Source organism: Bradyrhizobium sp. SBR1B, assembly GCF_014198205.1.
Lineage (GTDB): Bacteria > Pseudomonadota > Alphaproteobacteria > Rhizobiales > Xanthobacteraceae > Bradyrhizobium.
The window spans coordinates 642,831-656,739 of sequence record NZ_JACIHC010000003.1; the positions used below are offsets into that span (position 1 = coordinate 642,831).

At 63.9% G+C, this 13,909-nt stretch carries 16 protein-coding genes; 2 read left to right on the forward strand and 14 right to left on the reverse strand.

Going from position 1 to position 13,909, the window contains the following annotated elements:
- The first annotated feature begins 212 nt into the window (after window positions 1–212).
- Window positions 213–791, forward strand: a complete 579-nt coding sequence (locus tag GGD61_RS11360) for a MarR family winged helix-turn-helix transcriptional regulator (protein ID WP_092253743.1) — start codon at window positions 213–215, stop codon at window positions 789–791.
- A gap of 14 nt (window positions 792–805) precedes the next feature.
- Here GGD61_RS11360 and GGD61_RS11365 read toward each other — a convergent pair whose 3' ends face one another.
- A complete protein-coding gene (locus GGD61_RS11365) occupies window positions 806–1,762 on the reverse strand; it encodes a hypothetical protein (protein WP_092253745.1) in 957 nt (318 codons plus the stop codon).
- Between the two features lie 820 nt (window positions 1,763–2,582).
- Between GGD61_RS11365 and GGD61_RS11370 the strand changes: the two genes are divergently transcribed.
- Window positions 2,583–3,353, forward strand: coding sequence for a response regulator transcription factor (locus GGD61_RS11370; protein WP_177236979.1), 771 nt, complete (start codon window positions 2,583–2,585; stop codon window positions 3,351–3,353).
- 365 nt (window positions 3,354–3,718) lie between these two features.
- Here GGD61_RS11370 and GGD61_RS11375 read toward each other — a convergent pair whose 3' ends face one another.
- The 13 genes from GGD61_RS11375 to GGD61_RS11435 form a co-directional block, all read right to left on the reverse strand.
- Window positions 3,719–4,177: a hypothetical protein gene (locus GGD61_RS11375; RefSeq protein ID WP_018318468.1), complete on the reverse strand. Its 459-nt coding sequence runs from the start codon at window positions 4,175–4,177 to the stop codon at window positions 3,719–3,721.
- Complete coding sequence (locus GGD61_RS11380) at window positions 4,174–4,686, reverse strand: flagellar biosynthesis protein FlgN (protein WP_092253749.1); 513 nt, start codon at window positions 4,684–4,686, stop codon at window positions 4,174–4,176. The genes GGD61_RS11375 and GGD61_RS11380 overlap by 4 nt, the downstream gene beginning before the upstream one ends.
- A 42-nt stretch (window positions 4,687–4,728) precedes the next feature.
- Window positions 4,729–5,199, reverse strand: a complete 471-nt coding sequence (locus GGD61_RS11385) for a rod-binding protein (RefSeq protein WP_177236980.1) — start codon at window positions 5,197–5,199, stop codon at window positions 4,729–4,731.
- Window positions 5,196–5,615, reverse strand: a complete 420-nt coding sequence (locus GGD61_RS11390; RefSeq protein WP_183230703.1) for a hypothetical protein — start codon at window positions 5,613–5,615, stop codon at window positions 5,196–5,198. Before GGD61_RS11390 ends, GGD61_RS11385 begins: the two co-directional genes overlap by 4 nt.
- Before the next feature lie 7 nt (window positions 5,616–5,622).
- Window positions 5,623–6,375, reverse strand: a complete 753-nt coding sequence (fliR, locus tag GGD61_RS11395; RefSeq protein WP_018318464.1) for a flagellar biosynthesis protein FliR — start codon at window positions 6,373–6,375, stop codon at window positions 5,623–5,625.
- The gene (gene flhA / locus GGD61_RS11400; RefSeq protein WP_018318463.1) at window positions 6,372–8,453 is read right to left on the reverse strand and encodes a flagellar biosynthesis protein FlhA; all 2,082 of its coding nucleotides are present in this window, start codon (window positions 8,451–8,453) and stop codon (window positions 6,372–6,374) included. Before flhA ends, fliR begins: the two co-directional genes overlap by 4 nt.
- A gap of 77 nt (window positions 8,454–8,530) precedes the next feature.
- Window positions 8,531–8,797 carry a flagellar biosynthesis protein FliQ gene (fliQ, locus tag GGD61_RS11405; RefSeq protein ID WP_018318462.1) on the reverse strand — a complete coding sequence of 89 codons (267 nt, stop codon included), beginning with the start codon at window positions 8,795–8,797 and terminating at the stop codon, window positions 8,531–8,533.
- Window positions 8,794–9,216 carry a flagellar hook assembly protein FlgD gene (gene flgD, locus GGD61_RS11410; RefSeq protein ID WP_018318461.1) on the reverse strand — a complete coding sequence of 141 codons (423 nt, stop codon included), beginning with the start codon at window positions 9,214–9,216 and terminating at the stop codon, window positions 8,794–8,796. Before flgD ends, fliQ begins: the two co-directional genes overlap by 4 nt.
- Before the next feature lie 14 nt (window positions 9,217–9,230).
- Window positions 9,231–9,641: a flagellar biosynthesis repressor FlbT gene (gene flbT, locus GGD61_RS11415; protein ID WP_018318460.1), complete on the reverse strand. Its 411-nt coding sequence runs from the start codon at window positions 9,639–9,641 to the stop codon at window positions 9,231–9,233.
- Window positions 9,641–9,985, reverse strand: a complete 345-nt coding sequence (flaF, locus tag GGD61_RS11420) for a flagellar biosynthesis regulator FlaF (RefSeq protein WP_028145728.1) — start codon at window positions 9,983–9,985, stop codon at window positions 9,641–9,643. The genes flbT and flaF overlap by 1 nt, the downstream gene beginning before the upstream one ends.
- 55 nt (window positions 9,986–10,040) lie before the next feature.
- Window positions 10,041–11,087 carry a flagellar hook-associated family protein gene (locus GGD61_RS11425; RefSeq protein ID WP_092253755.1) on the reverse strand — a complete coding sequence of 349 codons (1,047 nt, stop codon included), beginning with the start codon at window positions 11,085–11,087 and terminating at the stop codon, window positions 10,041–10,043.
- 3 nt (window positions 11,088–11,090) lie between these two features.
- Window positions 11,091–12,569 (reverse strand): flagellar hook-associated protein FlgK, encoded by a 1,479-nt coding sequence (flgK, locus tag GGD61_RS11430; protein ID WP_092253757.1) that lies wholly within the window; start codon window positions 12,567–12,569, stop codon window positions 11,091–11,093.
- Window positions 12,570–12,603: 34 nt separating this feature from the next.
- Window positions 12,604–13,836 carry a flagellar hook protein FlgE gene (locus GGD61_RS11435; protein WP_018318456.1) on the reverse strand — a complete coding sequence of 411 codons (1,233 nt, stop codon included), beginning with the start codon at window positions 13,834–13,836 and terminating at the stop codon, window positions 12,604–12,606.
- Window positions 13,837–13,909: the final 73 nt, after the last annotated feature.

The following is a 13,909-nucleotide window of genomic DNA, read 5'->3' on the forward strand; positions in this document are numbered from 1 at the left end:
GCGGACTTGAGCCGTGCGATTTACTCGAACTTTCTTTGTGACGCCCTAGTTCCACGGCCGGAAGTTCCATCTCTGCAACGAGAGCTTCTTCCCCACGCGCGGTCCGCCGTCCGGCAACGGACCAAGGGTCACGCGAGGACTTCATTCTCGTCCACACAGATTGCGCACCCCAAGGCTCAATTGAATAAAGCTTTATCCGATCTGGAATTGAAATGAATTTGGCTCGCGAATCGATTGAACTGTTGGAGCAAGTCGCACGAATCCTGTGGTTCGAAGGCACCAAGCACGGCTTGCGCGACCGCGAGTGGATGGCGCTGCGCTTCCTCTCCCGCGCCAACCGTTTTTCCCGGACGCCTTCGGCGCTCGCAAGTTACGTCGGCACCACGCGCGGCACTGCCTCGTTCATCATCGGGGAGCTCGAGCGGCTGGGTTACATCGAGCGAAAACGCTCGGCCACCGACAAGCGCTCGGTGATGCTGAGCGTGACGCAGCAGGGCAAGAAGTTCCTGGTACGCGACCCCGTCAGTGTTCTCATCGAGGCGATTGCCGTCCTCGACGACGAGGTCAAGATCCGTTTCCGCGACACGTTCCGGCACGTGCTGGATCAGTCGGACGCGGCCGAGCAGCGGCACCACACCGACGTCTGCAAGCGATGCATCTTCCTCCGCGAGGAGCGCACCACCACCGACAGCAAGGCAGCGGCCGAGTTCAGCTGCCGCCTGTTTCGCTCGCCGATCGCGGAAGCGGAGGTCGATCTGCTATGCACCAGCTTCGAGCATCACCGCCAATAGAGGACAGCCCTCGATCAGGGCGTCGCCTTGCGTGACGAATAGATGACACCGCCGCTCGCCTCCACCACCAGGCGCCCGTTCTCACTCCTGATCTCCTCGATGCGGCCAAGGCCGGGCACCTGCTGTCCCAGCACCGCCTCGATGACGCCGTTCGGACCCTGCAGGATCGCAATGCCTTCATAGGCCTGGCGGACCGACCAGCCCTTGATCACCTTCCGCGGCGCCGGCGCGCGCTCCGACGGAGACACCGAGCCCGTGAACTCAGGTGCTGCGGCCGAGGCCAGCATCGATCCTTGCTGTGGCGAGGGCTGCGATTGCACCATGGCCGGCGCCGGAGCCGGCGTCTGAACCTGTGCTTGAGCGAGCTTGTCGAGCTTCACTGTCGAGGACGAACTCACCCGCTCGATACGGTCCAAATTCTCGGCGAACCTGCCGAAACGGTCATTGGTCGCCTTGCTCGATTGATCCACCGCGGTGCGCAGGCCGTCGAGATTTTCCGACACGCCCGACACCTGCTTGCGCAGATGCGCGACGGTCTCGCGCAGATTCCTGATCTCCGTATTGGCTGCAACGTTGTTCTGGGCGGGCTGCGTGGTGAGATAGGCGATCACGCCGGTGCAGGCGCAGACCACCAACATGGCGGCGACCGCCAATGTTGCGAGCGGCGCAACCCATGTCGGACGGGGCGGCGCGGGCTTGGCGACGATCACGGCCGGCTTGATCACTGTCGGCGCGGGCTTGGGGATCGCCATCTTGTCGAGACGCGCCTTGGCGCGAATACGTTTCAGCCCCTCGAGTGCCTCCTTCGCGAGAGCTTCATCGCTTGCCGCGGCCGATGCCCGCTTTGCGCCCGCAGCGGGCCTGGGCGCTCGCGCCATATCGTCCTTCGTATCGCGTGCTTCGAGAGTCGGCTTCGTCGTCGCGGAAACATCAGCGGTCGCGTTGGGACGAGCTTGTCCATCGGACAACATGTGAAAATGCTCCGTTCGGTTCGATCTGTCGAACGGTGACGTTATTTGCCGAAGCTTGCCTGAAACGTGCGCATCGAAAACTTTTCCATCGCGCGCGATGCGACGTCACATGAGTCAATCGCGTCATGCACGTGGCGAGAGTGCGACTCGAAAGACACACACTCGCCAAGATTTCGCCAAGCTGGAGTCTCGCCGCCACACGTGAGTCGAATTGTCGCATGGGGAAACACTCCCATGAGAGTCAATCCCGGGTTGAAAACCCCTCGGTATGCCTCATCCCCCACACCACCTAAAATAGCTGTGATTGTACGGGGATGCGGAACCTTAGACCCATCACGATGCAGAACTAGTTTAGTTTCCAAATCAACTGATGCGTTTGAATATATCAAGAAACAACCCGAAACAAACCAACAGCATCAAGCACACGTAGCAATCGCTTTGTTACGCACGCTTGATCGGAAATCGGCAATTGTTACGGTCCTACTCAAGTGATTCTCGCCAGTTGGCGAGGAGATCGACACAGATTCAGTGGCGTTCGGACGCGATGAGCAACTTGGCGCAACTGTTCTAGGTCGTTTCTCAATCCGCCCCGCGAGGTGATCCGTAAGACACCCGCCGGGCCTCACGCAGTAAGCGTTCAGTATCGAGTTGAAGTAACAGGCCTGCGAGACGCAGGCACTGAATGCGTAGGGCTGCCCGCGAATATCGAAACCATAACAACGGTTCGCGGGAAGGAATGTCGTCAAACAGCATCGTTGCCGAGCCGGGCATCACAACAACCAACCGGCCGCGACAGGTGCGAAACAGGGGCGAAAGACTGATGTATATTATCGTTGATGATCGCGAGAGCGTCGCGAACAGCTATGTCGGAGGGCTCGTTCGCGAAGGCGTATCGTCGATCGGCTTCTCCTCCGGAGAATTCTGGGACTGGCTGCAATCCGCCAGTGAATCGGATCTGGCGGCGGTGGACGCCTTCCTCCTCGGGGATTGCGATGCCCGCGGAAGCCTGCCGCGGGCGATGCGCAAGCGTTCCTCGGCTCCCATCATCGCCATGAGCGGCCAGAAGATGCTCAAGAACACGCTGGAGCTGTTCGAGTCGGGCGTCGACGACGTCGTGCACGTGCCGATCCACCTGCGCGAGATCCTGGCCCGAACGGCCGCGATCGCGCGCCGCCGGGTGGGCGAGCTGCCGAGGCCCTGCGAGAGCAGGATCCAGGTCTTCTTCAACGGCCGTGACCCCGAGATCGCGGGCCACGCCCTCACCCTGCCCCGCCGCGAACTGCGCATTCTCGAGTATATGGTCAGCAATCACGGCAAGTGGATCACCAAGACGCAGATCTTCAACGCGGTCTACGGCATCTTCGAGTCCACCTTCGACGAGAGCGTGATCGAGAGCCACGTCAGCAAGCTGCGCAAGAAGCTCCGCGACCGCCTCGGCTTCGATGCGATCGTGGCCCGGCGTTACGTCGGCTACCGCCTCGACATCCCGGCCGGCGAGACCCTCGACGTGCCGATGCGGGAGCTCGACGAGGTCGGCATCATCCTGAACAGGGCGCATGCCGTCCCGGCCGCCTATCCGGTCAACAACTGACACGGCACAAGCCTGCGGGCGAAACCAACAACGGCCTCTGCGAAGCAGCTTCGCAGAGGCCGTTGCACGTTCGGGGCGGGAGACGGATGGGATGAGCCCTACGAGTGCCCCGATGGAGCTGCGTTCCCCTACCCCTGGTGAGCAGGGCAATCGCATATGGGCGCGATTTCGCCTGTGGCCATCCTTCGAGACGCCCGCCGTTGGCGGGCCCTCAGGATGAGGACCGAGAGCGTTGCGCCAGTTTTGACGAGTGTCGATGCCCGCTTAGCCTCATCCTGAGGAGACCGCGAAGCGGTCATCTCGAAGGACGAGGCGCGCGCTCAGCTCGCGCAAAGCGCCAAATGCGATAGCCCCTGCATCACGTTCTACGGCTTCTGCTGAAATTCTTCCTTGGAGACGTAATTGAAATCCTCGACCAGGACGTCCTGGACGACGTCAGCCTGCATCCGCTCGTTGACGCGCTGCTTGATGGCGGCCGTCAGGATGGAGAGGTCGTAGCGGGCGAGCTTCCTGAAGTCGAGACGGTCGTCGGCATAGATCCTGCGAAAGGCCTCGTCGACGACGAACGGCTCCGGCGGAACGTTGAGCTGGTGCATCGTCCGCGCCTCCACGGTGTAGACGAAGCGCGCGACGATATAGCCCTGCACATTGCCGTTCTCGACCATGGGCACGCTCAATGCCCGGGTCTTCTGGTATTGCAGGCCGTCGAGATATTCGTCCTTCGCCGGCAGCAGGCTGCCGTTCTCCTTCCAATAGGCCACGCCATAGCTCGTGCCCGCGGTGAGGATGCATACCCAGAGCCCGGCCAGCACCAGTCTGATCATTTTCCGTCCTGTGCTGCGCGGCCGGTATAGGTGCCGTCCGACTCGGCCTCCTTGATCGCCTTGACGATGATGCCCGCGACCTCGCGCACCGCGTCGTAGTGCATTTCGAGGATCGAGCGATTCCGCTCGAGCTTCTCGCGCAGCCGCCGAATTTCCTCGGTGACCTCGACGTCGCCGCCGAGATGCATCCGCGCCCGCATCAGGCGGACGAATTCGAGCATGCTCCGGCTCTTCCGCGCGCTGAAGTCGTCGAAATCGATCTTCTGACGCGTCGTGAGCGCGACCGTCTCCTCCTCGACGATGCTCTCGAGCCGGCGGATCGCTGCCAGCAGGCCGCGCACTTCATCCGATCTCGCCGCATCCGCGCCGTCGACCACGGCCTCGCCGCTCATGATCGGCAGCAGCACCGGCAGCAGCGCATCGGCTTCTGCTGCTTCCGTCGTCATCACCCCGGTATCCACGACCGGCTGCTCGATCACCATGGCCGCCGCGCTGTCTTGTGCCTGCATAGGAAATTCACCCTTCAACTTCTGTCACCCGTTCGCGGATCTTCATCCGGCCTTGCCGGCACCGTTCGGCCCCGCTGGATTGGCGGCGGCCAGCTGCTTGGCGATGCCAATGCCGTTGCCCTTAGCCAGCTGGCTGCCGAGTTGCTCCGCCAGCATCGACTTCCAGACGCCGCCGGCCGTGCCCTTGCCAAAGACCTGCTCGGATTCCTTCGGCAGCATCGTCTCGACGAAGGTCTGGAGGATGAAAGCTTCGAACTTCCGGTACACCTCGCCGGATGCCGGCGCCTTGATCATCCGCACCGGCGCCCCGTTCACCACATCCGACTGCGCCTCGGAAACCTTCGTCGCGGTCTGCTCGGCAGCCGCCTTGCCGGCCTCCGCGTCCATGGTGGCGGCGAAGTCGGCATCGGAGGACTTCAGCGCATCGAGTTTCGCGGTCGCCGCGCGCTGGGTCACGGGATCGGCGGCCTCGAGGACGTCGAGAACGAGGTCGGGCGTCGCGGTCACGATCATGGCTTGTTCCGATTGGCTGGCCGTGGCATCCACGCGCGCACGGCTGGGCTTATTCCCGTCATCTCCTCGAGGGAGCGCTTCTCGGCGTCGCGGAGCTTGTCGGCCAGCGCCGCCTTCGCGACCTGCTCGAGCTGCTTCACGCGGCGGCTCTCGGCGCGGACCTGGTCGAGCTGCTGCGCGGCCTGCGTCTGGATCGCGCGCGCACCGACACTCGTCCGGTTCAAGCGCCGCGCGATCGACTCGCTCGACGATCCCGCTGGCGGCTTGCCTTCATTCAGGGCTCCCACCAGCCATTCCTGCTCGTCCCGCAGGCTTCTCTCCTGCTGCCGCAGCTGCGCGAGCTGCCATTCGGACAGCCGGAGCTGGAGCTTCACCAGCGAAACCATCCGGCCGAGCTTGTCCGCGCGCGACGTCATCACAGCATCATTCCGCCAGCCAGGACGAGAGGCCGAGCATGAATTGCGTCAGCAGCTCGTCGCTCGTGAGGTAGAGCAGCAGGAAGCCGCCGAACAGCACGAAGGGCACGGAGATGAAATAGACCGGAATCGCCGGCGTCAGCTTGTTGATCAGGCTGACCGCCAGGTTGACGATCACCGAATAGACGATGAACGGGCTGGCGATCCGCAGCGTCAGCACGAATGCTTCCGACAGGCGGCCGACGAGCAGGTCGAGCGCCATGCCGCCGCCGAGCCTGTCGCCGGGACGCCAGACGTCGTAGGAATTCATCAGCCCGCGCAGGACCTGCCAATGCTGGTCGGTCATGAAGAACAGCGTGGTGACCGACACCATGATCAGCGGCACCAGCGCCGGCGCCGGATCGCTGTCGGCAACCGGCGTTCCCGGGATGTTGCTGAGCCCGATCGCGCTCGCCATCACGGTCGCCATGGTCTGGAGCGCCAGAAAGAACACCCGCCCGCCGAGCCCGATGACGCTGCCGACCACGAGCTCGGAGCAGATCAGGAGCGCCAGCGTCAGCGGCGCGGCGTTGTCCGTGAGCGGCTTCAGCACCGCGATCAGGATCGGCGTCAGCGCGAAGGTCGTGACGAGCGCGACGAACAGGCGGACCTGGGCCGGAACGTTGACGCTGGAAAAGCCGGGCACCAGCATCAGGCAGGCGCCGATGCGGCAGAACACGATGAACGTCACCAGCACGCTGTCGGCAAGGCCGCTGATCACGACACGGCTCCGAGCGCCCTGATCTCGGCGCTGCGCGCGACTTCGACATGCGACAGGATCGGCAAGGTCGGGAACACCCGCTCCAGGATCATCCGGACATAGGGCCGGGCTTCCGGCGTCACCGCCAGCACGACGCTGGTGCCGTTCTCGGTGAACTTGCGGATCGCGGCGCTGGCCTCGGTCGCGAACTGCTCGATCAGGCGCGGATCGGCGTCGAACTCGACGACGTCGCCCTTGGCGTCGCGCTTCAGGCTCTGGTGGAACGCCAGGTCCCAGCGGTTGCCGAGCCTGACGACGTTGAGCACGCCGTTGTCGGAGAGATCGCCGCAGATTTGCTGGGCAAGCCGGGTCCGCACGTGCTCTGCGACCTGCTCGGAGCGCCGCACATGAGGCGCGATCTCGGCGATCGCCTCGAGGATGAGGTGAAGGTTGCGAATGGAGACGCGCTCGGCCAGCAGAATTTTCAGGATCGCCAGCAGGCCGGAATAGGAGATCTGCGACGGGCAGAGATCCTCGACGAGGCGCTTGTACTCGGGATCGAGCCGGTCGAGCAGCGCGCGCATGTCCTTGTAGGACAGTAGCTGGGCGAGGTTCGCCCGGATCACCTCGCTCAAATGCGTGAGCAGCACCGACAGATTGTCGACCGGCTTGCAGCCCTGCCGCTTGACTTCGTCCGTGAAGGCTTCCGTCACCCACAGCGCCTTCATGCCGAAAGCGGGTTCGACCACTTCTTCGCCGGGCACGTCGGGCTTGCCGTCCTTGTCGACCAGCACCAGCACCTCGCCGAGCCTGAGCTCGCCATGGGCGACGCGGGTGTCGTGGATCCGGATCTGGTAGCCCTTGGGGTCGATCGACAGATTGTCGCTGAGCTTGATCTCGGGAATTACGAAGCCGTACTGCTTGGCGAACTTCTTGCGGATCTTGGCCACGCGGTGGGCCAGCTCGGTGCGCGAGCCCAGCAGATGGACCGAAAGATGGCCGCCGAGCGCCAGCTCGATCTCGGCGGTCTTGAGCTGGTCCTTGACGGATTCCTTGGCCTCGGCCTGGGCGCGCTCGTCGGCCTTGCGCGCGTCCTCCTTCTGCTTCAAGGCCGCCTGCTGCTTCGGCAGCGAGTAGCCGACGAAGGCCATGACGCCGCCGAGCAGCACGAAGGGCGCCAACGGCAGCCCCGGCATCAAGGCGAGCACGAACATCATCAGCGCGGCGGCCGAGACCGCGCGGGGATAGCCGCCGAGCTGGCGCAGCACGGCCTGCTCGGCCGATCCTCTCGTGCCGCCCTTGGAGACCAAGAGGCCGGCCGACAGCGACACGATGAGCGCCGGCATCTGCGACACCAGACCGTCGCCGACGGAGAGCTTCGTGTAGACGTCGGCGGCGCGCGACAGCGTCAGGCCGTGATGGGTGACGCCGATGATGATGCCGCCGAAAATGTTGATCGCGGTGATGATCAGGCCGGCGATGGCATCGCCTCGAACGAATTTCGAGGCACCGTCCATGGCACCGAAGAACGCGCTCTCTTCTTCGAGCTCGCGGCGCCGGCGCTGGGCTTCCTTGTCGTCGATCAGGCCCGCCGACAGATCGGCGTCGATCGCCATCTGCTTGCCGGGGATGGCGTCGAGGGTGAAACGGGCGCCGACTTCGGCGATACGCGTCGCACCCTTGGTGATCACGACGAAATTCACCGTGACCAGGATGGCGAAGATGATCAAGCCGATGACGAAGTCGCCGCCCATGACGAACTTGGAGAAGCCTGCGACGACGTGGCCGGCGGCCTGCTCGCCCTCCCCGCCGCGCGACAGGATCAGGCGGGTGGTCGCGACGTTCAGCGCCAGCCGCAGGATGGTCGCGATCAGCAGCACGGTCGGGAAGGCCGAGAAATCGAGCGGTCGCTGGATCCACAGCGCGACCATCAGGATCAGCGCCGACAGCGCGATCGAGAACGCAAGGCCGAGATCGATCAGGATCGGCGGGATCGGCAGGAACAGGATCGTGAGCATGGCCACGATACCGCCGGCGAAAAAGGCGTCGGCCCCCAATCGTCGTGGGGTCGGCAGGCTAGCAGCTAACGTATCGGCCATGGGTCACCGGCAGAGGGTCCACCCCTAATCTGCCCGGCAAAGCTTACGCGGGGATGGTGGCAGATCGCCGGCGCGGATCAGAAGCCGCGCTCGATCCGCGAATAGACCATCTCTGTGAAGGTGGAGAGGTGTGCTCCGATGAAGGAGCCGGAGACGGCAACGACCAGGAGAATGACGATGATCTTCGGAACGAAGGTCAGCGTCACCTCCTGGATCTGGGTCAGGGCCTGGATCAGCGCAATGATGGTGCCGACCAGCATGGCCGCGCCGACCGCGGGCCCGGAGGCGACGATGATGGTCCAGATTGCAGCCTGGACGATGTCGAGAGCGTCGCGTTCGTTCATGACTGGCTGATCGTGAGTCCCGGCCCGACCGCGACCTTGGTGCCGTTCTCGAGGGTCGCGATGGAGCCGTCGGCGTTGATGGAGACCGAGACGACCTTGCCGCTGAAGCTGGCGCCGGTGGCGTCGGTGAAGCTGACGGTCTTGCCGATCAGGCCGTTGGCCTGTGACAACGACTGCGAGGACAGCAGCGCATCCAGCTTCGAATTGGTCTGCATGGCCTGCTCGACCGTCGAGAGCTGCGCGAACTGGCTCATATATTGCGAGGTATCCATCGGATTGGTCGGATCCTGGTTCTTCATCTCGGCGACGAGAAGCTGAAGAAACGTGTTGTAGTCGACGCTGTTGCTCGAGGTCGAATTGGTGGAGCCGGTCGAACTGGACGACTTGCTCGTGCTGTCGGTCGCGCTGTTGACGTTCATGTAGCTCTCCGCTGTCAGGCAGCCTGGAATGGGGACTCGGTGATGGCGCCGGCCAAGATGGCCTGCTCCACCGGGAACAGGGCCCGGATCCGCTTCAGAGCCTCGAAGTAGCGGGTCGCCTCGACCAGCTCGTCGACCGCGCCCAGTCCGTCCAGCATCTCGCGGCTCTCGCACACGGCGCACAGGGCCGCGTGATGCTGTGCGTAGAGCGCCGCGGCGTCGCGGATGTCGGTCGGGTTCATCAGCATGAGCTGGACGATGAAGTAGAGCTGCCGCAGCGCCGTGGTGGCGTCGGACGCCTGCATGACCTGCCCTTCGAGCAGGAACATCACGTCGTTGACGAGCTCGACGGAGACCTTGCGGTCCACGCGCAGCACCGCGCCGTTGATGTAGATCCGTTCGCCCGCCCGCAATGAGATCTTCATCAAAGAGCGTCTCGGATCAGGCGGTTGATTTCGATGAGCTGCATCACGTCGTTCGACCTCTCCTCGCGAAGCCGATCGGCCTCCTTGACGACCCACAGGCCGATCGAGATGATGTCGGCGCGCAGCTTGTCCGGGAGCCCGTTCTCCGGATGCGAGAGATCCTCGATGAAGATCGTCCATAGCCGCCGCACATAGAGCAGGCTCTCGACCAGATCCTCGAGGCGGAACACGCCTCGCTGAATCCGCTCGAGCCGGTCGATGCCGAGGCTGAGCGCCTGCCGCTCGCGGCCCCGCGCCTCGTAGCCGCTCTCGTCGACGACCGATTCATAGGCTTCAAACGTCATCAGCATCACTCTGCGCAGGAGACCGGTTAACAAAACGAGGCTGCGAGCCTCGGCTCTAGAGATAGTTGATGAGGCTGATCTGCTGGAGCTGCGAGGTCAGCGCGAGCGCCGTCTTGATCTGGGTCTGCAGGGTGTTGACGCGGACCGAGGCCTCGGTCGGGTCGACCGCCTCCAGCTTGACGATCTGGTCGTTGAGGATGTCCTTCTGGATCTTCAGCTTCTCGGTCGCGCCGGTGACCCGCTGCTGGATCGAGCCGACGGTACCGCCGAGCACAGCGAGATCGTTGATCGCCCCGCTGACCAGACTGATGGCCTTGTCGACGACGACCTGAAACGTGTCCTTGCTCAGGCTCGTGTTCCCGAGATCAGTGAGCATGGTGTAGGCCTCGGCCAGCTTGCGGAAGCCGGGCTGGTTGGCGCTGACCGAGCTGTCGACGACCTCGGTCGTGGAGATACGGCTCGACAGCGTCTGGTCCGTGGCCGACGACCAATTGGCGTTCCAGGCCGGGCTCGCGAACTCGGGGTCGAGGGTGTTGTCGAGGAAATTCTGCATCTGCGCCGGCGTGATGGTGCTGACACCGGCCGCAGCCTGCGAGAAGCCGAACGTCGCCAGGAAGTCCGCATCGACCTGGTTCTTGCTGGCCGAGCCGGCCGCGTAGTTCGTGATGGGCACGGTCTGCGTATCGATTCCGCCGAACAGATACGACCCGTTGTAGGAGACGTTGAGCGCGCCGATGACGTCCTGAAGGTTCGCTGACGCGCTCGGCAGGATGATCTTCGCGCCGCTGTCGGCGTCGCGGGCCGCGATCAGGTTCTTGAGGAATTCCGACGCGGTCTTGCCGAGCTGCGTGATCCGGTTCTGGGTCACGTCGAGGCGCCCCGAAACCAGCTCGTTGGTGTCGACGAGCTGATCGGCGAAGTTGAAATCGGCGCGCAGCGCCACGTCACGGCCCGTTCCCGTGCCGAGCTCGAGGCCGACATCGGCGAAACGCCCGGTGGTCGCCTCCTTCGAGGCCTTGGTCAGCGCGCTCTGGTTGTTCGTGATCGACGACCTCAACGATGAAGACAGCATCAGGGTCGAGATGTAGTTCGCGCTCATCATGACTTAATTCCCCACGGCAGCCAGCAGGCTCTGCAGCATCTCATCGACGGTGGAAATGATCTTCGACGACGCCGAATAGGTGCGCTCGACCTGGAGCATCAACGCCATCTCGTCGTCCATATTGACGCCGCTGACGTTGGACAGCGCCGCAGTGCTGCGGTCGAGCAGCGTATTCTGATACTGGACGTTGTCGTCGGCGGTCTTGCGCTGGCTTTCGATCCAGCTCGCCGAGGAAGACGCGAACTCGATCACGCTGCCGCTCGGCTTGCCCTGGGCCGTGGCATCGAACGGCTGCGGCGCTTCCATCTTGTTGATGAGCTGCTGCAACCGCGCCGAGAAGCCGGCATTGCCGGTCGTGTTGTAATTATAGGCGGCAACGCCGCTGATCGCGCCGTCGCGCAGCAGGTTCGGGTTTCCGCCCACGGCCGGATCGACCGAAGCGGCAACCGAGATCCTCCCGGCGAGGCCCACCGAGATCGTGGCGCTCGCGGGCATCGCGGGCGCGCCGGGATAAGTGAACAGGCCGGGCCGGTCCGCCAGCGTCGGGACAGCCGACTGGTCGCTTTCCTTGAAGGCCTCGATCAGGCCGCGCGCGATTTCGTCGAGCTGGCTCTGATACGTGACCGTGTCCTTGTCGCGCAGCTGGGCCAGGCCGGCGAGCTTGCCGGACTTGAGCGGCATGACGGAATTGGCACCGGTCACGGGAACGCCGTCGATGAAGACGGCATTGCCCGTGGTGCCGGCGGTATAGGCGTTGGTCGGCGCAAAGCTCACGGCCCGCGCCGTCTTGTCGAACAGCACGACGCCGCTGTCGGTATAGAGCGCGGCATCTCCATTGGTCCGGATCGACATCGAGACGCCGACCTCCTGCGACAGCCTGGAGACGATGCTGTCGCGCTGGTCGAGATAGTCGGTGACGTCGTCGCCGGAGATCGTACCCTTCACGATGGCGGTGTTGACGGTCTGGAACTGGGACAGCAGCTGGTTGATGTTGGCGACCGAATTCGCCATGTCGGCGTCGGCCCCCTCGCGGACCGACTGCACCGTCCTTGTGGCCTGGTTGAGCCCGGTCACCATGTCCTTGGCGGACGTCACGGCGGCCTGCGCCAGGGTCGCATTGTCGGTGGAGTTGGCGAATTGCTGCAGCGCCTGCTTCAGCTTGTTGAGCTGGGCGGTCGGTGACTGCTCGAGCTCGGGATCGTCCACCGTCGCGGCCGCGATCTTCTGCAGGCCGTCATAGATCACGTTCTGCTTGGCCGACGACGAGGTCGCGGTCAGCACGTTCGAATAAAGGCCCGAACTGGCCGCGCGCTGGATCGCCGCGACATAGACGCCGGTGCCGGGTAGGTTGTCCAGCACGGCGATCTTGCGCGAATAGCCGGTGGCGCTGGCACCGGCGATGTTGCGCGAGATCGTCGACGACTGGATGCCCGACGCCATGAGCGAGGCGCGAGCGGAGTCGAGGGCGGCGGTAAGGGACATGATCTGCTCTTGCCGGGGGTGAGCGCTGGAGAATTCAGCGCTTCAGGTTGACGACGACATCGAGCAGGTCGGCGCCCGTCTGAAACGATTTCGAGTTGGCGGTGAAGCCGCGCTGCGCCTCGATCATCCCGGTGAGCTCGTCCGCGAGATCGACGTTGGAGTCCTCCAGCGCACCGGACTGGACCGTGCCGAGCCCGCCGGTGCCGGCATTCCCGGCCTGCGCATTGCCGGAATTCATGTTGGTCGAATAGACGTTGCCCGGCTCGGGCGTCAGATTGTCGGGGCTCGCGACGTCGGCGAGCATGATCGTGTAGAGCGTCAACTGCTGCCCGTTCTTGAGGATCGCCGTCACGTGGCCCGCCTCGTCGACATCGACCTTGTCGATCGCCGCGGGGACGCTGCCGTTGACGGTGGCCTTGAAGCTGAAGTCGGCTCCAACCTGCGTCATGTTCGACAGGTCCATGGTCATCGCCGCGCCGCCCGGGACCGTGAACGTAAGGCCCGTCGGGCTCGCCGCGGCCAGCGCGCCCTTTCCGGTCGCGGTGGTGTCGAAGGTGAAAGTGGTGGCGGCGGCGAGCGAGGTGCCCGTCGCGGAATTGTAGACCTGAACCTGCCAGGTATCCGAGCCGGCCGCCGTCGCGGTGTGGGACATATAGACGTCGAGCGTAACGGCCTGACCGATATTGTTGTAGGCGACGATCGAGCTTTTCGACGAATATGACGCCGGACCGGGCGGACCGGCAATGACAGCCGCCTTCGGATCGAGATTGCCGGTCGTCAGGGTGCCCGCAGTCGACGGCACCGGCACCTGCGAGACCTGGGCGATGTTCACGATCTGCATTCCAGCCAGGCTGTTCTGCGAAAAATTGGTCACTTTACCGGGCTGGCCCAGAAGGTAGTAGCCGGCCGCGTTGACGAGGTTGCCCTGAGCGTCCGGCACGAAGGAGCCGGCGCGCGTCAAATATTGCTGCGTGTTGGTGGCGTTCGAGACCACGAAGAAGCCGTTGCCCTGCACGGCAAGGTCGGTGGACGACGTCGTGAACTGGGTATGTCCGGCGTCGCTGATGGCGTAACGGACGGTCGTCTCGACGGCGCCGGAGTCGTAATTGCCGGAGCCGCTCTTCAGGATCAGCGAGGAGAATTCGGTCGAAGCCCGCTTGTAACCGGTGGTGTTGACGTTCGCGATGTTGTCCGAAACCGTCGACAGCTTGTTGGACTGCGCGCTCATACCGGAAACGCCGGTGCGCATAACACCATACAGGCTCATGAAGTGGGCTCCTTTGGTAGGTTGCAGTTACAATGGGGGATCTTGCTTGCGCGGGGCTGATGGTTCGGAACCA